The organism is Rhizobium sp. USDA 3886 (assembly GCF_056279785.1).
Genome location: NZ_JBWCDC010000003.1, coordinates 1014995 through 1033565 on the forward strand (window position 1 = coordinate 1014995; position 18571 = coordinate 1033565).

An 18571-nucleotide genomic window follows, 5' to 3' on the forward strand; every position below is an offset into this window, starting at 1 on the left:
GCCGCGCACAGGGCCTAATGCAAGCCGCCGACGCCGAGCAGGCGTTCCACCGCATCGTGATCCGTCGATAGCGCATCGGGTGTGCCGGTCCAGGCAAGGCGGCCGCGCTCCAGTATGATGACCTGATCGGCGAAGTCGAGTGCGCTCTGGATGCGCTGTTCGACGAGCAGTATCGTCATGTCGCCGGTTTGAGCGAGTTCGGAAAACGCTGCCATCAGCTCTTCGCAGATGACGGGTGCGAGACCTTCCAACGGTTCGTCGAGCAGCAGCACCGAGGGGCGGCCGAGAATGGTGCGGGCGGTCGAAAGCATCTGCTGCTCGCCGCCGGAGAGCTGGCTGCCGAGATTGCGGCGGCGTTCCTTCAGGCGCGGGAACATCTGGTAGGCCTCTTCGAGCGCCGTCTTCGGTCGTCCCTTGAGGCCGACGAAGAGATTTTCCTCGACCGTCAGCGTCGGGAAGATGCAGCGCGCCTGCGGCACATAGCCGAGCCCCTGATGGGCGCGAGCGGCGCTGGCCATTGCCGTAACGTCGGAGGAGCCGAGGCGGATGCGGCCATCATAAAGCTTGGTCTGTCCGGCAAGCGTCGCAAGCAAGGTTGTCTTGCCCATTCCGTTGCGGCCGAGGATGGCAAGGCGCGCGCCAGCGGGCATAGAAAAGGAGACGCCCTCCAGAACCCGCGTCGGTCCATAGCCGGCGGAGAGATTTTCGACCTCAAGCGGCGTGGCTGGCATTGGCATAGCTCCCGAGATAGGCCTCGCGCACGCGGGCATCCTTGGTGACGTCGGCCGGCGCGCCGTCGAAGATGATGGCGCCTGCCGCAAGCACGATGACGCGCCTGGCGAAGCGGAAGACGAGATCCATGTCGTGCTCGATCATCAGGACCGCTAGATCGGCGGGCAGATCGGCGAGCGCCTGTTCGATGCGGCCGGTGTCGCTCTGGGGCACGCCTGCTGCGGGCTCGTCAAGCAACAGCACTTTCGGCTTCAGTGCCATGGCGACGGCAATTTCGAGGAGGCGCTGCTGACCATAAGCAATTTCACTGACCTTTCGATGCATGAGATCGTTAAGGCCGAGCGTGCCGAGCAGATCGGCGACTTCTGCCATGACGTTCGGCATTTTGAGGAAGTTTCCGAACATCCGGCCCGTGCGTCCGTCGCGCTGCAGGATCGCAAGCGCGACATGTTCGGCCGGCGTCATTTCCTGGAAGAGCCGGGTGACCTGGAAGGAACGGACGAGGCCGCGCCTGACGCGGCCTGCCGCACCGATCCTGGTCACGGTCTCACCAGCGAGGCGCACGTCGCCGGAGTCCGGCGGAAGGTTGCCGGTGACGAGATTGACGAAAGTGGTCTTGCCGGCGCCGTTGGGGCCGATGAGCGCGACGCGATCACCTGGTGCCATCGAGATCGACACATCGTTGGTGACCGCAAGGCCGCCGAAGGATTTCCTGAGATTGATGACTTCGAAGACGGGGCTCATTCGGCCTCCCTGCGGCGGGCGAAGAAGGCAGCTGCGGTCCCGTAAAGCCCCTTCGGAGCGAAGAGTACGACGGCGATCAGAAGCGCGCCAACCATCGTCAGCCAATGGAAAGGGTTTGCAGCCGACACATAATCCTCGAAGAGCATGAAGATGACGGTGCCGGAGAGCGCACCGAAGAGCGAGCCGGTGCCGCCGAGCACGAGCATGACGAGGCTTTCAGCCGAAAGCGTGAAGGAGAGGCTGTCGAGGCCGACGACCTGCGTCGAGATGGCGTTGAGCGCACCGCCAACACCGGCGACCGCACCGGAGATGACATACATCTTCATCAACGCTGCTTTCGGTGAGGCGCCCATTGCGCGGATGCGCAAGGCGTCTTCCTTGATGCCGCGGCAGAGCATGCCGAAGGGCGAACGCACCAGAAGGCGGAGAAGAATGACAACGGCAAGCAGCAGGATCACCCCGAAAACATAGGCAGTGTGGCCGTAAAGATCGAACTCGAAGGTGCCGAAGACTGGATCGGCCGAGATGCCGGAAAGGCCGTCGCTGCCGCCGGTCCAGGACGACGCCTTATTGGCGAATTCATGGAAGAGGTGGATGAGCGCGATCGAAAGGACAAGCTGCGGCAGGCCATGGGCGCGCAGGACGACGAAACCGCAGACGAGGCCCGCAGCCGCACCGCCGGCGACACCGGCAGCCGTCATCAAGAGCGGGTCGGTGATGCCGTAATGGGCCGAGACAATGCCCGCCGCATAAGCACCGGAGCCGAAGAGCGCGGCTTGACCGAGCGTCGCCACGCCGCAATAGCCGGTGACGAGATCGAGCGAGAGGACGAGCAAGGCGATCGCGATGACGCGCGTCAGCAGCGCAAGGTTATCCGGAAAGAGCAGATAGCCAAAACCGGCGAGCACAAGGATTGCGGCAATGCCGGCCGCATCGCGGCCAAGCGAGCGATGGCGCCGGATGGGTGCGGCCGTCGTTATTTGTGTGTTCATGGCGATCGTCATCCTACTTCATCCTTCCGGCAAAGCCGCGCGGGAAAACGCAGATGATGGCGATGACGGCGAGATAGAAGAAGAATTCCCCATATTCCGGCATCAGGTAGCGGCCCGTGGTATCGATGCCGCCGAGCACCAGGCAGGCAATCAGAGCACCCGGAATGGAGCCCGCGCCGCCGACCGAGACGACAACGAGGAAGGTCACCATGTAGCGCAGCGCATAATAGGGCTCGACAGGCAAGAGCTCGGCGCCGACCACGCCGCCGAAGGCTGAAAGGCCGACGGCGACGGCGAAGCTTAGCGCATAGATGATCTCCGTGCGCACCCCAAGCGCTGCGGCCATGGCGGCATTGTCGACGGACGCGCGCAGCTTCACGCCGAAACTCGTCTTCTCGATCGTGTACCAAAGGGCGGCTGCGACGGCGAGGCCGCAAAGGATGGCAAAAAGCCGATGCACCGGAATGGTGCGAAAACCAAGATCGGCGGAGCCTCGCAAACCGTCGGGCAGCGGAATGGTCTTCAGCGTCGGTCCCATGACGTAGTTGGCGATGCCGATGATGCAGAAGGTGATGCCGATCGTCATCAGCACCTGGGTAAGTTCCGGCGCGCCATAGATGCGGCGGAAGAGGAAGCGTTCGACAGGAATGGCGATGACGATGGTTCCGACGACGGCGACAATAACTGCTATTCCGTACCCGAGACCGAGATCATGCGCTGCGTAGGAGGCGATATAGCCGCCGATCATCGCGAAGGCGCCATGGGCGAGGTTGACGACGCGCATCAGGCCCATGGTGACTGACAGGCCGATCGAGATCACGAACAGCACCATGCCATAGGCAAGCGCATCGACGGCTATGCTGAAGACAGTTTGCATGAGGTTCGTGTGTTCCTTTTGTCGTCCATGAAACCGCGCCGATGGCTCTCGCTCCACATCGTCCGGCGTACCGTGCCGCCTCCTCGTCCGCCTGCCGGCATCCTCTCCCGCTTGGGAGAGGGGATTTGCGGCGCCGGGAGAGGGCAGGATGAGGGGGCGGTCTCCACGATCGCGCCCTCATGACAGGCGGTTTACTTCATAGCCGCCAGACCCGGATCACCCTGCTTCTCGAAGATCTGGATTTCCTTGTTGATGTATTTGCCGCCCGCATCCTTGGTGACTTCGCGCAGATAGATATTCTGCGTGAGATGGCGGCTTTCCGGATCGATCGAAACCGGGCCGCGCGGGCTTGTCCAGGAGAGACCTTTCACGGCTTCGACAGCCTTTTCGGCGTCCTGCTTTCCGCCGGTCGCCTCGATCATCTTGTAGATGACGTGCATGCCGTCATAGGCGCCAACGGCGGGGAAGGTGAGTTCGGACGGGTTGCCGAGCGCCTTGCCGGTGGCTTCGACGAAGGCCCTGTTTTCCGGCGAATCATGCGAAACCGCATAATGGAACGTCGTCAGCATGCCGAGCGCGGCATCGCCGAGTGCCGGCAAGTCAGATTCCTGCGTCAGGTCGCCGGGGGCAAAGAGCTGGATGCCGCCGGCCTTCAGACCATTTTCGTCATAGGCCTTCACGAAGCCGAGCGTCGTCGGCCCGGATGGCAAGAAGGCGAAGACGCCTTGTGCGCCGGAGTCTTTGATGCGCTGCATGATCGGGCTGAAATCATTGGTGGCAAGAGGCATGCGGATCGCCTCGACGATTTCGCCGCCGGCCTTTTCGAAGCCCGCCTTGAAGGCGTTTTCAGCGTCGACGCCGGGACCATAATCGCTGACGACGGAGATGACTTTCTTCACACCCTTGTCGAAGGCGACCTTGGCGATTGGGGTGGAGGTCTGCCAGAGGGTGAAGGATGTACGAACGACCAGCGGGCTCTTGGTGACGATCGCCGAGGTCGCCGCGTTCATGATGACGAGCGGCGTATTTGCCTGCTTCAGGATGGGCGTGACGGCCATTGCATCCGGCGTGAAATAAAATCCGGCGAGATACTGGACCTTTTCCTTGACGACGAGTTCCTGGGCAAGCGCCTTGGACTGCGCCGGATCGGCGGCCGGCAGATCGCGATAGATCACTTCGATGGTGTTGTCGCCGATCTTGGCGCCGTTCGTTGCCATATAGGCGTCGATACCAGCCTTGAAGTTCTTGCCCTGCAGCGCGAACGGACCCGAAAATGGGCCGACGACGCCGACCTTGATCGTGTCGGCATAGGCGGCGGCGCCCATGACGAGTGCCGCTGCAGCGGCCAGAACCAACCGTTTCATGTTTTCCTCTCCCTTTGTGTCCGGCGTACTCCACCGCCGGATTAGCGCGAAGCTAATAATTTTCGCGTCAGTGTGTCATGCGGAATAGTAATGTAAAATGAAATAAATGCCGTAATTCATAACCGGAGCTTTATGTTTCGTACTACCTGACGTCGCCATGGTCTATGGTCTTCCCAGGCGCAAGATATTGCCGGTCAACTCACGTGCAAGCCGCAGGGCGGCGGCGGTCGCCATCACCGTCTGCGGTATCACGAGCCATTCGAGCGTCCAGGCGGCACCTGAACGTTCCTGTTCGTGAACGAGCGATTGGTGGATGGCGGAAAGCTGGGCGGCGTTGAAGCGGGCAAGCGCAACAAGCGTCTCGGCCGCGACGGGATTTTGCTTATGTGCCATGGCAGACGAACCGCCGCCGCCAGCAAGTTCGATCTCGCCGCCCGCCTGCGCCAGAAGGGCTATGTCCTGGCCCATCTTCCCGAGGCTGCCGGTGATCAGCGAGAAAAGGTTGGTAAGATCGGCGATCATGGCACGCTGGCTTTGCCATTGCGGTTCGTCGGCGAGCCCGAGTTCCTGGGCAAGCGAAGCGCGGATGGCGGCCGCCTTGTCGCCAAGCTTGTCCAGCGTTCCGGCGGCGCCACCGAACTGGACGGGAAAAGACTGTTCCATCAGCCGGCCGCGATAAAGTTCAAGCGGTGCCCGCCATGTCCGCAGACGATCGGAAACGGCAATCGGGATTGCGGCCTGCATGCGGGTATGACCCATCAGGGTGTTCTGGCCGAATTCGCGGTCGATCGCGTCGAGAGCGAAAATAGCGGCACCGAGCCGGCCGGAGAAAAGAAAGGCGATCGATTTCAGCCTGATCATCAGGCTGGTGTCGATGACGTCCTGGCTGGTCGCGCCGAAATGGACATGCTCGGCCGCGTCGCCGCCCACGCACTTGCGCAGTTGCTTGATGAGCTCGGGAACGACGACGCCGTCCCTGGCGGTCGCGGCCTTGAGGCCGGCCAGATCGGCAGTGAAGCCTTTACAGGCGTCGGCAATGCGGCTTGCCGCCTTTTCCGGGATCAGGCCGTGGACGCTTTCGGCCTTCGCAAGCGCTCGTTCGAAAAAGAGCATGGCGCGGATATCGGCATCGGCCGAAAGATACGCCGCAACCTCATCGTCGCCGAGAAGGCCGCACAGAAACGGGTGGTCGAAGGCTGATGTGGTCACGTGACGTCTCATTGATTTCTGCCTGCTTCTGCCGCCAGTTTGGCGGCAGAAGGACCGCATGGCTACCGAAATGCCGGAAGACTAGGGACAAAGGCTTTCCGCTCCTTTGCCGACTATACCTTTACCGGCTCTTCGACGGACAGGATCTTTGTATCCGCATTCTCGTCGACGCCACGCGCCTTTGCAACGAACGAGAATTTCTTTCGCATGCCCAGGATGGGCTTTTCGATCATATGCCAGGAAAAGACGGCGATACCCAGGGCGGCACAGATGCCGACGGCATAGAGCGCGAGCGCTCCCGTCTTGGGGATGAGGAACAAACCCGGTGCCAGGCTGATCAAAATCTGCAGAAAAGGATCGTGATAGAGATAGACGCCATAAGAGTAGTCGCCCTTGTGAAAGACGGAGGGCAAGGGTACCGGCGTCAGGCCGACAAATACCGTGATATAGACGAGTGCCGGCAGGACGAGCAGCCTGTTCGGCACGCTCTCGATAGATGGGCTGCTCAAAAGGAGCATCGCCAGGACGGAAATCGCCAGGCTGGCCACAAACAGCGATCTTTTGTGCGGAATAAAATCCCGCAATTGATAGGCGAGGATGCCGAGCAGAAACGCGAACACCAGTTGGGCGCCGCGGCTAACGAACAGCGTGCTCAAAACCAGGTTTACGCGATAGGGCAGCAGATGCCCGAAGAACTGGACGACGAGCCCGGCCAGGATGAAGCCGCCGGTCAAAAGTGCCAGCTTCTGCCACGACTTGATGATCGAGGTGATCATCAGCGCAGACATGATGATGTAGCAGAAGATTTCCCAAGGCACGGTCCAGAGAGCCCCGTTCACCCGATGCGTCGGGTTTTCCTCAAACACGCCCGGCAGGCTGTAATGGATCCAGCCGACGATGTTGAGGAAATACTTGTAGAAATCGGCACCAAGAAAATAGTCGCGCGAGGCGACGGTCGTCACCAGCGGGCCGATGATGAGCGCGCAGACGACGATATCGACGGCAAGGGCCGGGACAATGCGCAATCCGCGGTTCAGGAGAAAGTTCTTGAGGCTGAGCCGCTGAGCGCTGCCGGCGATCAGAAAACCGCTGAGAGCAAAGAACATCGGCACCAGTGCGTATTCCGCAAACCAGAGCGGGCTCGAACGGAAAAACGCGTCATTTCCGGTCAGCAAAAGCGAATGTGCAAATACGATTGAAAAAGCCAGAGCAATTCTGAGGAAGTCGAAACCTGGACCAAGACCCTTGTGTGCGGACAGGACGTGCCCGAATGTTTTCTGCATGTTTCCACCATCACCGTTCAGCCCGTCCAAGTCTTACTGCGGTGCAGCATTTTTAACAACCCGCATATCGCCGTTTTGTCATACGCGCAGCTCTCTTTGGTTGTAGTCCTGACTGTCAACGGCATTGCCCTCCGCCAGGAGGTGCCTGCACCATAAGGGCAAAACCCCTTATTTTACATCATGGTCAAATGTCGAGAAATACGGTTTCCTGCTCCCCCTGAAGGCGGATATCAAACGTATAGGTTGTGTCATCGCGGGACGCGATCATTGTTGCAGTGCGCTCGCTGTGCTCGATACGGGAAAGCAGCGGATCGGCGTTGTTGGCGTCCGCCTCTTCGGGAAAATACATGCGGGTGTGGAGCCCGATATTGATGCCGCGCGCGACGATCCAGAACGAGATGTGCGGCGCCATCATGCTCCCGTCCTTGAACGGGACGCGGCCGGGCTTGACGGTCTCGAAGATGTAGGCGCCGTCTTCGGCGCTGGTCGGGCAGCGTCCCCAACCGGTGAAATTCGGGTCGGCCGTACCGCGCATTTCCGATGGGCTGTTGTAAAGCCCGGCGCTGTCGGCCTGCCAGATTTCGACCACTGCGTCACGCACGAGCGCGCCTGTGCCGTCATAAACATGGCCGGTGACGGTGATGCGTTCGCCGAGCGTCTTGTCGTTGACCATCGCGCTGCCGAGGTCTTCTGCGTAAACGCCGCCGATATCGCAGAAATTCGGCGTCAGGCCGATATGGACATAGGGACCTGCCGTTTGCGACGGGGTTTCCTTGAGATAGCCGAGTTCCTGCATGGTCAGTTGCCCTCCAGCCGATTTTCGAACAGTGTCGAGCGGCGACCGCGCAGCACGATATCAAACTTGTAGGCGCGCGCATCCATGGGGATGGTATTGCCCCAGTCGAGCGGTGCAATCAGCTGCTCGATCGCTGCCTCGTCCGGGATCGTGCCGACGATCGGACATTTCCAGATCATCGGATCGCCTTCGAAATACATCTGCGTGATCAGCCGTTGGGCAAAGCCGTGGCCGAAGATCGAAAAATGGATATGCGCCGGGCGCCAGTCGTTGACGCCGTTCGGCCACGGATAGGCGCCGGGGCGAATGGTGCGGAAGGAATATTGCCCATACTCGTCGGTGATGCAGCGCCCGCAGCCGCCGAAATTCGGATCGATGGCAGCAAGATAGGTTTCCTTCTTGTGGCGATAGCGCCCGCCGGCATTGGCCTGCCAGAACTCCACCAGCGCGCCCGCAACCGGCCGGCGACGTTCGTCGAGCACCCGGCCATGAACGATAATACGCTCGCCGATGGCGCTTTCGCCGGGGCGGGCGAAATTGTGGATCAGGTCATTGTCGAGTTCGCCGATGATCGAGTGGCCGAAGACCGGTCCGGTAATCTCGGAAATCGTGCCGTCGAGCGATAAGAGTGCGCGCTGTGGAGAGCGCAGCACCGATGTCTTGTAACCGGGCGCATAGGCCGGTGGGTGCCAGGCGCGGTCGCGGGCGAAGAAGGCGCCAGTTTCCGGCTTGCGGTTCGGGATATCGGACATCTCTTCCTCTCAGGCTGCCTTTTCGGCGTCCATTTGCTCGAAAACCTGCTTGGCGATCTTGATGGCGTGATTGGCGGCCGGAACGCCTGCATAGATCGCCACATGCAGAAGCGCTTCACAAACATCATCGCGGCTGGCACCGGTATTGGCTGTGGCGCGCACATGCATCGCAACCTCGTCGTCCTGGCCCAGTGCCGCCAGAAGCGCGATCGTCACGATCGAACGCTCGCGCTTGGTAAACGCCGGACGTGACCAGACATGTCCCCAGGCAGCCTCCGTGATCAGGTCCTGAAACGGCTTGTCGAAAGCCGTCGAGCCTACTTCGGCGCGATCGACGTGATCGTCGCCGAGGATCGCGCGGCGGGTCGCCATGCCCTGCCTGTAGCGTTCGGACGGGGTCGGGGCTTCATTCATGGGCTCTGTTCTCCATGCAAGGCAAAGTCGATGAAGGCACGGATGATGGCGGTGAGTGCCTCCGGCTGTTCGACGCAGGGGATGTGACCGGCATCGCGGATCACTTCAAAACGGGCATTCGGGATCAGCTGCGCGGTCGACCTCACCAGGTCCGGCGGCGTCGAGCCGTCCTGATCGCCGGCGATGCAGATGGTGGGAACCGCAATCTTCTTTGCAGCCTCGGTGTAGTCGGCATCACGGATCGACTCGCAGGTTGCGATGTAGCCTTCGAGCGGCTGACGGGCCAGCATGTTGCTGTAGCCGTGATAAGCGGCGTTTTCCGGGCGGCGGAATGCCGGTGTGAACCACAGCTCCATCACCCGATCGACGATGCTGCCGATTCCCTCTTTTCCAACGGTAGCAATCCGCGTGTTCCAGCTTTCCTGGGTGCCGATCTTGTGTGCCGTATCGCAAAGGATGAGGCCGCGCACGAGGTCCGGGCGCTGCTGATAGAGAGATTGCGCGATGAGGCCACCGACCGAAAGGCCGCAGATGAAGGCCTGTTCGACCTCAAGCATCCCTAGGAGACCGATCAGGTCGGAGGCATGGTCCTCGATCGAATACGGCACCTGGCCGACATCCGAGAGGCCGTGTCCGCGCTTGTCGTAAAGTACGATCGCAAAGTCTCCTGCGAGCCGCACGATCACATCGCGCCAGATCCGGAAATCCGTGCCGAGCGAATTGGCAAAGACGATGACCGGCTTGTCGGCCGGGCCGCCAATGATCTGGTAGTGGATCGTGACATCATTGACGCGAGCAAATTGCACAGGGCTTCCTCCTGAGGCGAAATTGAATGTTTAATTCGGTTAGGTAAAATGATATTTCGTGGCTTTCCGATAACTTATGGGTTATGTGACAGATGATCGACAGCCGCATCAAGTTTCGCCATCTGCAGACCTTTGTCGAGGTTGCGCGTCAGAAAAGCGTCATGAAGGCAGCGGGACTCCTGCGTGTCAGCCAGCCGGCGGTGACAAAGACGATCCGTGAACTGGAAGAGGTGCTTGGCGTCGGCGTTTTCGAGCGCGACGGACGCGGCATAAAGATCACCCGATACGGCGAGGTATTCCTGAAGCACGCAGGCGCGGCGCTGGCGGCGCTCCGTCATGGGCTCGATTCCGTCACCCAGGAGCGGGTGGGCGACGCTCCGCCGATCCGCATCGGCGCGCTTCCGACGGTCTCGACGCGCGTCATGCCGCGGGCGATGGAACTATTCCTTAAAGAGAATACCTGGAGCCGCATCAAGATCGTGACGGGCGAGAATGCGGTCCTTCTGGAACAGCTTCGCGTCGGCGATCTCGATCTCGTCGTCGGGCGCCTCGCCGGGGCGGAAAAGATGGCGGGCTTTTCCTTTGAGCATCTCTATTCCGAGCAGGTGGTCTTTGCCGTGAGAGCAGGCCATCCGCTGCTGAAAGCCAAACAGTCGCCTTTCGGGGCGCTCGGTGATTACACGGTGCTGATGCCGACGCGGGCCTCGATCATCCGCCCTTTCGTCGAGAGTTTCCTGATCGCCAACGGCGTGCCGAACCTGCCGAACCAGATCGAGACGGTCTCCGATTCTTTCGGCCGTGCCTTCCTGCGGTCGAGCGATGCAATCTGGATCATCTCGACCGGTGTCGTGGCCGCCGATATCGAGGACGGCATCCTGGCGGCGTTGCCGATCGACACGAGCGAAACGAAAGGGCCCGTGGGACTGACGATGCGTACCGACGCACTTCCGTCGCTGGCGCTATCTATTCTGATGCAGACGGTCCGCGAGGCCGCACGGGAGATTTCCGCAAAATGAAGGGACGAGGACGCCGTCGCAAGGAAGGCGATCCGCGGCTCTGTTCCGTTATGCCGAAGGTGAAGAGCCGGGTTACCGTTCGACGGCCGATGCCAAGGCGCAAGGTGTGACGATGGCCCGCGTCCACGCGGCTTCAAACGTGTATCCGCGATGGAATTCCGGACGATACGATCTCGACCTGAACCATTTGCTGCACCGTCCGCTGGCCTCGGTGTCGGCCTTGGGGACATTGCCCGCAGATTCTCTGAAATCATTGTCGGATCTAGCGATCCGCCTTTCATCGGCCGTCACCGCTACCGAAGGGCTGACGCGGGTCCGATGCCACGGCGACTGCCATGGGGGCAATGTCCGGATTGCAACGGAAGGCCGGCTCAAGGAGAGGCGGTATTCTTTGATTTCGATGATGGAGGTCCAGGTTATCTCGCTTACGATCTTGCCGTCTTTCTCTGGTCAGCCTCCATTCATCGGGACGGTTATTGGCTATTCGCTATGGCATGCTTTCCTTGAAGGGTATCGGTCCGTCCGGTGTTTAAACCCGATCGAATACGAGGCGGCACATCTTTTGTGCCGGTACGGCATTTCTGGCTGATGGGTGAATTATGCAAGCAGAACTGTCGAATGGGGCAGGGAAGCAGCCTCTGAGAAACGGCTTCACCGGCAACTGGAATACCTCCTCTCATGGGAACAAGAGAGGCTCATGCCGAAGTTGTTCTGAACACGGCGTCCTCAAATGGGCAGAAGGGCCCATCGGAGCCGTTTTCGAACAGGCATAAGCGTCGATGGCAATTGACGTCCGGAAAGTTCACCAACAGCATTGGCGAGCAAATCACCATCGGGCGACTGGTCTTATACGAGCTGCGTGGTCGTGATGGAGGAATGGATTGATTCCGGCGCCGGCAGCGCTTTGGAAGTCGGCGTCAACGGTGCCGCTAACGCTGTGGCGCATTGTGCTCTATGTCTGGACCGATGGACGCGAGGATGACTTATAAGTTCTGTTTCGTTATTTTGGTCATCTAGCGTGTCTTCCGCCAAACGGCAGCAGGCATCAAGGCTATCTGGTTGAGGGGAGATGGCTGCAAAGCATGCAGAGAGCGCACAGGACGCAGTCGGCCCGACAGGACGCGCACGAGCACTTCGCAATAGCCCCTGGGGCCTGCTAAGCCGCCGCCCGCTGTCAAGGTGGGAAGGAGACGACGATGACGAAGATGACGAAGACGACTGGGAGCAAGTCATGTGCCGAAACATAAGAACTTTGTTCAATTTCGATCCGCCTGCGACCGACCACGAAATCCATGACGCCGCGCTGCAGTTTGTGCGAAAGCTGAGCGGAACGAGCAAACCGGCGAAACGCAATGAGGCGGCGTTCGACCGCGCGGTCGGTTCGATCGCGGCATGTGCCCGCGAACTGCTCGTTTCACTCGAGACTTCGCAACCGCCGCGCGACCGCGAAGAAGAAGCCGCAAAAGCGCGCGCGAGAACAGCGGCCCGGTTCGCGTGAACTGTGCCGGTGGTCTGGCCCGCCGCAGGCTGAATCCGGCCCTTGCGGGCGTGGGACGTCATGACCAATGCTCGGGACATCGATGCCTCCCTCCTGGAGGATGGAGGCCGTTTGCCACCCAGCCAGCACTATGTCGAGATCACCATTCCACGCGGATTAACGTATGAAGTCTTCTCGCCTCCAGCACTTCCTGGTTGGCATGCGATGCCGGCGACCGTGAGTAGGAAGTTCGGTGAACAATGGTGCTTGGAAAGGCGAAGTGCGATCCTGCTGGTGCCCAGCGTGGTGGCGCGTCTCGACCACAATGTCCTGATTAATCCGGCTCATCCGGAATTCCCACAAATCGGGGCAAGCTTGCATCAGCCGGTCTATTGGGACCGCCGATTGTTTGGTGCCTAGTCTTCTGCTTAGGCCGGAGGCGCTCCCGGACTGGCTGCTCTGAGCGGTGGTTGGCTGCCGGTTTGACGCGGACAGGGAGGGAGTTCTTGTCGGCCCGCTCGGTGCGCACCGGCTCTTCATCGATGAGATTCTCCATGCCCAAATTGGGTCTGGTGCAGGATCGCTACGGACAGCCCAAGGCTCGTCTCGTACGCGCAGCCCTGAGGCTGTGAAACCAAGAATGTTCCACCATGATGGCGAACCATCCGAACGAGCTCTTTGCTTTCGAGGCAACAGCACTATCTCAGTTCCCTTGCAACTCGGAGGAGCAAACCGTGAAGGCAACGCGAGAGGAACAAATCCGAAAACGAGCCTATGAAATATGGGAGCAGGAGGGCCGTCCGCATGGCGAGGACCTCAAACACTGGCTGAAGGCTTTCGAAGAGATTGGAAGCAGGCTCCAATCTCCCGCGAAGCAATCAGGATCCAAAGCTGACAAGCGAGCCAAGACGGTCGCCGAGGCGAGAAAGCCGGCGAGCGGTGTCGCCGCCACTGACCGAAAGCCATCGAAAGACAAACGCACTCTTGAGCCCGAGCATCAATCTAGTGCCTCGAAAGCAACGGTGCCCGAAATGCCAGCAAAATCCAAAGCTCAGCAGAAGGCCGCAGGTGCTGCCTTATCAGCAAAGCGTGGTGAGACGTCCAAGAGTAAGGTAAAGGGCGCCGCCAAGAGCACGGAAAAATCCATGAGCGAAAAGCAGCCCGAAGAGTTTGCATCGACCAAAACAAGAGGCAAACCCGAACGCGTTGCTAAGTAGGCGGCCGGATCCGGCCGCCTCGTGACAGGCTCTCATGAGCGAACGAGCCGGAAGCGACACGCTTCGTCCAGCCGCCCTGACAGAAGACGGTTGCCATTTCCGGCCACCACGCGGCGGCTGGCCATGCATCCGGTCCAATTGGGCAGCAATGTCGCGCAGCGATAGATCAGGATCGGCGATCGCGATCCCGGCGGCCGATGCGGCGATCGAACAAGTAGTTCCGGCTCCGCGAGCTTTTCGCGCACCATCCGGTGGACCGCCCGGCGCAACCGTTCGACTGTCCAGTCATGACCTTCTGAGATTGAGGATCCGCATGACACTGCACCGAGGTAATAAGCTCGTCGAGACAGGTGCGCTCAAGCGCCGCCGACACCGCACGCACCGCCTCTGGTCGGCGTTTCTGAAGCTCGGGGACCCATAGCGGTCAGCCCGAACTTCGTCATATTCCCGTATCGACATATAGCCCACTTTGAAGGATCGTGGCATGGTCGGCGCGACACGAATCGAGGTTCTGCATGACAATCGGAAGCCGCCGGGCGGCTGTCACAAAGGCACTTGGACGCGCGCGCAGGCTGGGCATCGAAATCGACCCTGATCCCGCCTTTCATACGTTGATCGAATGCTGGGTCAAAGGCGAATTAACGATGCCGCAGATTCGCGAGCGGTATCTCGCGCTGCTGAAGGAACGCGAACAGTCCCGGCGCGAGTGGAAAGGACGGTCTGGACTTTCCGTTGCTACTGAACCCGAAGACGCCGCAGAGTCCTCACTGATGGGAGGAACCGAGGCTATAGGAATGCAAGAAGGTGATCGGCAGAAGGAGGAAATAAGTCACCCGCATTTGCCAAAACGACGCCGGCCGCGGAAGCCGTGAATGATGGTTTCGATGCATTTCCGCTGAAGACCGGCGACGTCCCCGTACCGGCCGCCTTCACGTCAGATTTCTCAGTCCCGGTCGACCTCGCGCGGATGACATCGTCGATATTGCACGGTGGCTGTGACGGCCAGGCCCGTGAGAGGAGGGTTGCGCCTAATGGTGCGATCACAATCGGCACTCCAGCGATCGGGCAGGACACCACTCCAAGAGTCAGGATGGGATCGACCATCCGGTAGTTGTGGTTTGGGTCGTCTGTGTCCCACCGCGTTCCAGGTCTGTAGTCCCACGAAAGGTCCGCCACTGCGCGATGCGGCGGGCAGTTCGTTACACGAAATCTGCGACGTGTCGCAGCTTGCGGCACGGGGCAGATCTCGCCGCTTGAAAGAACATCAACGCGCTGCGTTGATGTTTGCCGACATGGCTCCTTTGAAGCGGTCTGCTCGCGCGACATCAAACCGCTCGAGCATCTTCTTGAGCTGCACGTTCTGTGCATGGAGTTGTTCGGCCAGCAGGCTATTGAGCCGCTTATTTTCTGCATCAAGGGCGGCTAGTTCGTCGAAGGAAACCCAATCTCGGGCAGTCACGGATTCCGCGCTTCGGGGCTCGTTCCTCCCCATTGCAATGCGCGCGATCGGAACTGCGCTGCGCTTGGCGCGCTTTCGATGGGTGCCTTTTGATGATTTCCGGGGCTGCGGCGCAGGCTCGCTCTCTTGCACGGGCGCGACAACTTTTGCGGTTAGAACATCTGTCTCATGCTGCTTCGGCACCTCAACCTCAGCAACCTTTGGGCCGTTGTCCGATGGTACCGCTGCTTCTGCAGTGCTGGCCTCGCCCACGTGTCCGCTCGCAGAACCCGAATTCATCGGGTCAGGCGGCATTGTATCGCCTTCGTCCGGCGTACCAGGTGCTGCATTTGAATTGAACGGATGCGGCGCCGTATCTTCCGCTTCGCGAACGAAAGCCTTGAGGTCAGTGTCACCCCAAATTGAGCTTGTCCGCACCTTCGTCGATCGTCGACCCGACTTGAATTCAACAACGAAATTCCGTTGTGGCATTTTCATATGATTTCAACCTTGAGCAATGCGTGGCAGAGCCAGCGCCGATGAGCGCCACGCGTTCCTGCCAGCGGATCCATATATCGCCTTACCGCGCGCTTCAACTGTCAGCGCGCGAGACAGTGACGAATACTTCGCGCTGACAGCCCGGTGTAAACGAGCCTTTGAGGCGCTACCGCAGGGAATGTCGCCTTCGCGATTGCTCGCCTCGACGGCGGGATTGGAGGCGAGCCCGACCTTTGAAGTCACGCAAGACCGGGCGGTCAATCGATAAAATGACCGCCTGCACGGCCTCGTTCCTGGATCAATCCAGCCCGAGCCTCTTGCGCAGTTGCGTATTTTCCGCACGCAACTTTTCCGCCAGGCGCTTGCGAAGCTTCTGGTTCTCCTCTTCGAGCTGGACCAGATCGCCCAGTTCATCGCTGGCCGGAACCGGCTTCTTGTTCCTTTGAACAACCGGCGTCGCGGTCCGTTTCCAGTTATAGTAGGTCTGCTCCGATATGCCGGCCTTCTTGATCGCGTCCTTGAGGGTGCTTTTGCCTTCGGTGATTTCCGTCCCGATCAGCTTGAGCTTACCGGTTTTTTCCTGCTCGCTATACGTCCTGGGCTTAGCCACGGGCGACTTTACAGCCGCTGCCTTTGATGTAGCGCGCGCCGGTTCGGCAGCCGTCTTTTGCGGCCGTGGCGACCTCTGCTTCTTGACAGCAGGTGTTTTTGCCTCGGCGTCCGTCGCCGCAACTGCATTCGGTCCTATGTTGTTCTCGTCAGCCATCAGTATTTCCTCTCTAGCCATTGCCTGTTTTCCGCCGAGTGAGCTCCAGAGTCAACACCGCCGCAAGCCTCCTGCTTTTGCGGGCAGTCGAAACCAATTGGGTCGGCCCGGAATGGCATGCGGGAGTCGACCTGACGCGCTCTTAAGATCGCTGAAGGATTATGCTTTTCGTCCCGCTTGTCTCACTCGATCTCGTAAATCGCCGCGTTGTTGTCCTGCACCTCGCGCAGCCCCTTGTATGACGAATGCCGCAGCTTCACGACGGGTATCCGATCTCGGCAATCAGCGTGGGTGCCTGCATCACTGAGACAACCACCGGCGAGCCCGAACCATGGCCGCTTTCCAGTGGTGGATTTCATGGGTGTCGTCCTTCGAGTAGGCGGATTGCCTCTTTTCAATGCGATACGCCGTGGCCGCCTATCGGCTTCTTGATGAAGAAAGCCGTCGCAATAGCTGCAATGGAAATGGCCGCCCCACAGAAGAACGACGCGCGGATCCCGCCCGTGGTGGCCGCCACGGCATCGGCGCCGGCGAGTGTGAGGCTCGAACCTTCCATCGTCATGATCGCAACGAAGAGCGCGGTGCCGGCCGCGCCGGCGACCTGCTGGCTGGTGCCGATCATTGCACTTCCATGCGAATAGAGATTGGGCGGCAGTGCTCCGAGGCTCGCAGTGAAGAGAGGGGTGAACATGAGCGCAAGGCCAATGCTGAGGACGATATGGGCGATCAGCAGCATCCAGAAGGGCGTGTCCTGCTGAACGAAGGTCAGACCCCACATCGAAACGCTGAACAGAATGGCGCCCGGAATGGTGAGCGGCATCGGGCCATACCGGTCGAACAGGCTGCCGACCGTCGGGGCGCAAAGTCCCATGATCAACCCACCCGGGAGCAACAGCAGCCCGGTCTGAAGTGTCGTCAGCCCCAGCACGTTCTGAAGATAGATCGGCAGCAGGATGAACACGCCGAACATCGACATCATCAAGATCGCCATCATCACGACCGGAATGGTGAAGGCCTTGATCGTCAAGGTGCGCATGTCCAGCAATGCCCTGTCCTGGCGCTGAAGCCGCAACTGCCGCAGGACGAAGATCGCAATGACCGCCGCACCTACGCCGAGCGGAATCCAAGGCGAGACGGCTGGCGTCTCAAGCGCGGCCTCGCCCAGTCCGCTCAGGCCATAGACGAAGCTGCCGAAACCGATTGCGGAGATGGGGACAGAGAGGATATCGATGGGCGCCTTCGTCGGCTCGGTGACGTTCTTGATTTTCCATGCACCGAGCGCCAGAGCTATGAGCGCGATCGGCAGGACGAGCAGGAACATCCAGCGCCAATGAAGCGCTGCCAGGATAAGGCCGGAAATCGTCGGGCCGATGGCGGGCGCCACGGAGATGACGATGGAGATATTGCCTATCGTCTTTCCGCGCGAGTGCGGCGGCACCAGATGCATGATCGTGGTCATCAACAGCGGCATCATGATCGCCGTGCCGGATGCCTGTACGATCCGTCCGATCACCAGCATGCTAAAGCCCGGCGAGAGTGCGGAAATCAGCGTGCCGGCGCTGAACAGCGACATCGCCAGAATGAATACGGGCCGCGTATTCAGGCGCTGCAATAGATAGCCGGTCACCGGAATGACGACGGCCATGGTCAGCATGAACGCCGCCGTCAGCCATTGCGCCAGGCTCGCGGAAATCTTGAGATCCGCCATCAAGTGCGGCAGTGCGACACCCATGATGGTTTCGTTGAGGATGACGACGAAGGCCGAAACCAGCAGAAGACCGATGACGAGCTTGTTACGGGCGCTCTGGTCTTCGGTGACGGGGACATCTTCAACGCCGGATATTGCTTGGGAATCGAGGGTCATAGCGGTGCCTTGAATGGATGCGGGACTGTATCGCTATCGAATGCAGAAGCGAGCACCATCATGACGTATCGTCAAGCGAAGATCCGACAATGAGGTTTAAATTTTCTCAGCGCAGGTCCGATCGCTGATATGGTGAATCGCGTGCTGACGACAATACTGGTTTCAACGATCGGTTCCGAAATCACATGAGCCATTGGAGCGGGCTCGCCTCATTCCCCTGGTTGAAAGCCGATCGCTTCTCGCTGTGACTTAAACGCCGTTTGCAACGCAGATTTCGCGGCAGATCAGAATGTCGTCCGCGATTAGGGATGCCTTAAGGCCCAATA

General features: G+C 60.0%; 19 protein-coding genes and 3 pseudogenes. 6 read left to right on the forward strand and 16 right to left on the reverse strand.

Annotated elements, in window-relative coordinates; translation table 11 throughout:
* Positions 1 to 14: 14 nt before the first annotated feature.
* The 11 genes from ACZ9BX_RS27675 to pcaD all read right to left on the reverse strand — a co-directional run bounded on the left by ACZ9BX_RS27675 (position 15) and on the right by pcaD (position 9969).
* Positions 15 to 731 (reverse strand): ABC transporter ATP-binding protein, encoded by a 717-nt coding sequence (locus ACZ9BX_RS27675; RefSeq protein WP_132564731.1) that lies wholly within the window; start codon positions 729 to 731, stop codon positions 15 to 17.
* On the reverse strand, positions 712 to 1476 hold the full coding sequence (locus ACZ9BX_RS27680) for an ABC transporter ATP-binding protein (protein ID WP_476221369.1): 765 nt from the start codon (positions 1474 to 1476) through the stop codon (positions 712 to 714). The genes ACZ9BX_RS27675 and ACZ9BX_RS27680 overlap by 20 nt, the downstream gene beginning before the upstream one ends.
* Complete coding sequence (locus ACZ9BX_RS27685; RefSeq protein WP_476221371.1) at positions 1473 to 2468, reverse strand: branched-chain amino acid ABC transporter permease; 996 nt, start codon at positions 2466 to 2468, stop codon at positions 1473 to 1475. Before ACZ9BX_RS27685 ends, ACZ9BX_RS27680 begins: the two co-directional genes overlap by 4 nt.
* A 13-nt stretch (positions 2469 to 2481) precedes the next feature.
* Complete coding sequence (locus tag ACZ9BX_RS27690; RefSeq protein WP_027511131.1) at positions 2482 to 3345, reverse strand: branched-chain amino acid ABC transporter permease; 864 nt, start codon at positions 3343 to 3345, stop codon at positions 2482 to 2484.
* A 191-nt stretch (positions 3346 to 3536) separates the two neighbouring features.
* Complete coding sequence (locus ACZ9BX_RS27695; RefSeq protein ID WP_132564740.1) at positions 3537 to 4709, reverse strand: ABC transporter substrate-binding protein; 1173 nt, start codon at positions 4707 to 4709, stop codon at positions 3537 to 3539.
* A 162-nt stretch (positions 4710 to 4871) separates the two neighbouring features.
* The gene (locus tag ACZ9BX_RS27700) at positions 4872 to 5918 is read right to left on the reverse strand and encodes a 3-carboxy-cis,cis-muconate cycloisomerase (RefSeq protein WP_476221373.1); all 1047 of its coding nucleotides are present in this window, start codon (positions 5916 to 5918) and stop codon (positions 4872 to 4874) included.
* Positions 5919 to 6031: 113 nt separating this feature from the next.
* On the reverse strand, positions 6032 to 7201 hold the full coding sequence (locus ACZ9BX_RS27705) for an acyltransferase family protein (protein ID WP_476221375.1): 1170 nt from the start codon (positions 7199 to 7201) through the stop codon (positions 6032 to 6034).
* A 184-nt stretch (positions 7202 to 7385) separates the two neighbouring features.
* Positions 7386 to 7997 (reverse strand): protocatechuate 3,4-dioxygenase subunit alpha, encoded by a 612-nt coding sequence (pcaG, locus tag ACZ9BX_RS27710; protein ID WP_476221377.1) that lies wholly within the window; start codon positions 7995 to 7997, stop codon positions 7386 to 7388.
* A 2-nt stretch (positions 7998 to 7999) separates the two neighbouring features.
* Positions 8000 to 8749: a protocatechuate 3,4-dioxygenase subunit beta gene (gene pcaH, locus ACZ9BX_RS27715; RefSeq protein WP_476221378.1), complete on the reverse strand. Its 750-nt coding sequence runs from the start codon at positions 8747 to 8749 to the stop codon at positions 8000 to 8002.
* Positions 8750 to 8758: 9 nt separating this feature from the next.
* Complete coding sequence (gene pcaC, locus ACZ9BX_RS27720) at positions 8759 to 9163, reverse strand: 4-carboxymuconolactone decarboxylase (RefSeq protein WP_476221380.1); 405 nt, start codon at positions 9161 to 9163, stop codon at positions 8759 to 8761.
* Positions 9160 to 9969, reverse strand: coding sequence for a 3-oxoadipate enol-lactonase (gene pcaD / locus ACZ9BX_RS27725; RefSeq protein ID WP_476221382.1), 810 nt, complete (start codon positions 9967 to 9969; stop codon positions 9160 to 9162). Before pcaD ends, pcaC begins: the two co-directional genes overlap by 4 nt.
* A 92-nt stretch (positions 9970 to 10061) precedes the next feature.
* On the opposite strand from pcaD, the gene pcaQ reads away from it, so the two are divergent.
* The 6 genes and pseudogenes from pcaQ (at position 10062) to ACZ9BX_RS27755 (ending at position 13679) form a co-directional block, all read left to right on the forward strand.
* Complete coding sequence (gene pcaQ, locus ACZ9BX_RS27730) at positions 10062 to 10985, forward strand: pca operon transcription factor PcaQ (protein WP_476221383.1); 924 nt, start codon at positions 10062 to 10064, stop codon at positions 10983 to 10985.
* A 112-nt stretch (positions 10986 to 11097) separates the two neighbouring features.
* A complete protein-coding gene (locus ACZ9BX_RS27735; RefSeq protein WP_476221384.1) occupies positions 11098 to 11574 on the forward strand; it encodes an aminoglycoside phosphotransferase/kinase family protein in 477 nt (158 codons plus the stop codon).
* Between the two features lie 642 nt (positions 11575 to 12216).
* Positions 12217 to 12483: a DUF2277 domain-containing protein gene (locus ACZ9BX_RS27740; RefSeq protein WP_476223062.1), complete on the forward strand. Its 267-nt coding sequence runs from the start codon at positions 12217 to 12219 to the stop codon at positions 12481 to 12483.
* A gap of 90 nt (positions 12484 to 12573) precedes the next feature.
* Positions 12574 to 12882: pseudogene (locus tag ACZ9BX_RS27745) on the forward strand (RES family NAD+ phosphorylase); the annotation flags it as partial.
* Between the two features lie 233 nt (positions 12883 to 13115).
* Positions 13116 to 13262, forward strand: a pseudogene (locus ACZ9BX_RS27750) (DUF2934 domain-containing protein); the annotation flags it as partial.
* Positions 13263 to 13493: 231 nt separating this feature from the next.
* Complete coding sequence (locus ACZ9BX_RS27755) at positions 13494 to 13679, forward strand: DUF3008 family protein (protein WP_476223063.1); 186 nt, start codon at positions 13494 to 13496, stop codon at positions 13677 to 13679.
* A 32-nt stretch (positions 13680 to 13711) separates the two neighbouring features.
* Here ACZ9BX_RS27755 and ACZ9BX_RS27760 read toward each other — a convergent pair.
* The 5 genes and pseudogenes from ACZ9BX_RS27760 to ACZ9BX_RS27780 form a co-directional block, all read right to left on the reverse strand.
* A pseudogene (locus tag ACZ9BX_RS27760) lies at positions 13712 to 14091 on the reverse strand (recombinase family protein); the annotation flags it as partial.
* 852 nt (positions 14092 to 14943) lie between these two features.
* Entirely contained in the window at positions 14944 to 15615 is a 672-nt protein-coding gene (locus ACZ9BX_RS27765) for a hypothetical protein (RefSeq protein ID WP_476221386.1), read from the reverse strand.
* A gap of 298 nt (positions 15616 to 15913) precedes the next feature.
* Entirely contained in the window at positions 15914 to 16381 is a 468-nt protein-coding gene (locus ACZ9BX_RS27770; RefSeq protein WP_476221387.1) for a transposase, read from the reverse strand.
* Positions 16382 to 16563: 182 nt separating this feature from the next.
* Entirely contained in the window at positions 16564 to 16740 is a 177-nt protein-coding gene (locus ACZ9BX_RS27775; protein ID WP_476221388.1) for a hypothetical protein, read from the reverse strand.
* 35 nt (positions 16741 to 16775) lie between these two features.
* Positions 16776 to 18245, reverse strand: a complete 1470-nt coding sequence (locus ACZ9BX_RS27780; protein WP_476221389.1) for a DHA2 family efflux MFS transporter permease subunit — start codon at positions 18243 to 18245, stop codon at positions 16776 to 16778.
* Positions 18246 to 18571 lie beyond the last annotated feature (326 nt).

What these genes read in the sequence shown, in the direction of transcription:
- ACZ9BX_RS27675 (WP_132564731.1), bottom strand. Translation starts at nt 731, where the DNA reads ATGCCAGCCACGCCGCTTGAGGTCGAAAATCTCTCCGCCGGCTATGGA.
- ACZ9BX_RS27680 (WP_476221369.1), bottom strand. Translation starts at nt 1,476, where the DNA reads ATGAGCCCCGTCTTCGAAGTCATCAATCTCAGGAAATCCTTCGGCGGC.
- ACZ9BX_RS27685 (WP_476221371.1), bottom strand. Translation starts at nt 2,468, where the DNA reads ATGAACACACAAATAACGACGGCCGCACCCATCCGGCGCCATCGCTCG.
- ACZ9BX_RS27690 (WP_027511131.1), bottom strand. Translation starts at nt 3,345, where the DNA reads ATGCAAACTGTCTTCAGCATAGCCGTCGATGCGCTTGCCTATGGCATG.
- ACZ9BX_RS27695 (WP_132564740.1), bottom strand. Translation starts at nt 4,709, where the DNA reads ATGAAACGGTTGGTTCTGGCCGCTGCAGCGGCACTCGTCATGGGCGCC.
- ACZ9BX_RS27705 (WP_476221375.1), bottom strand. Translation starts at nt 7,201, where the DNA reads ATGCAGAAAACATTCGGGCACGTCCTGTCCGCACACAAGGGTCTTGGT.
- pcaG (WP_476221377.1), bottom strand. Translation starts at nt 7,997, where the DNA reads ATGCAGGAACTCGGCTATCTCAAGGAAACCCCGTCGCAAACGGCAGGT.
- pcaH (WP_476221378.1), bottom strand. Translation starts at nt 8,749, where the DNA reads ATGTCCGATATCCCGAACCGCAAGCCGGAAACTGGCGCCTTCTTCGCC.
- pcaC (WP_476221380.1), bottom strand. Translation starts at nt 9,163, where the DNA reads ATGAATGAAGCCCCGACCCCGTCCGAACGCTACAGGCAGGGCATGGCG.
- pcaQ (WP_476221383.1), top strand. Translation starts at nt 10,062, where the DNA reads ATGATCGACAGCCGCATCAAGTTTCGCCATCTGCAGACCTTTGTCGAG.
- ACZ9BX_RS27735 (WP_476221384.1), top strand. Translation starts at nt 11,098, where the DNA reads ATGGCCCGCGTCCACGCGGCTTCAAACGTGTATCCGCGATGGAATTCC.
- ACZ9BX_RS27740 (WP_476223062.1), top strand. Translation starts at nt 12,217, where the DNA reads ATGTGCCGAAACATAAGAACTTTGTTCAATTTCGATCCGCCTGCGACC.
- ACZ9BX_RS27755 (WP_476223063.1), top strand. Translation starts at nt 13,494, where the DNA reads ATGCCAGCAAAATCCAAAGCTCAGCAGAAGGCCGCAGGTGCTGCCTTA.
- ACZ9BX_RS27765 (WP_476221386.1), bottom strand. Translation starts at nt 15,615, where the DNA reads ATGAAAATGCCACAACGGAATTTCGTTGTTGAATTCAAGTCGGGTCGA.
- ACZ9BX_RS27770 (WP_476221387.1), bottom strand. Translation starts at nt 16,381, where the DNA reads ATGGCTGACGAGAACAACATAGGACCGAATGCAGTTGCGGCGACGGAC.
- ACZ9BX_RS27775 (WP_476221388.1), bottom strand. Translation starts at nt 16,740, where the DNA reads ATGAAATCCACCACTGGAAAGCGGCCATGGTTCGGGCTCGCCGGTGGT.
- ACZ9BX_RS27780 (WP_476221389.1), bottom strand. Translation starts at nt 18,245, where the DNA reads ATGACCCTCGATTCCCAAGCAATATCCGGCGTTGAAGATGTCCCCGTC.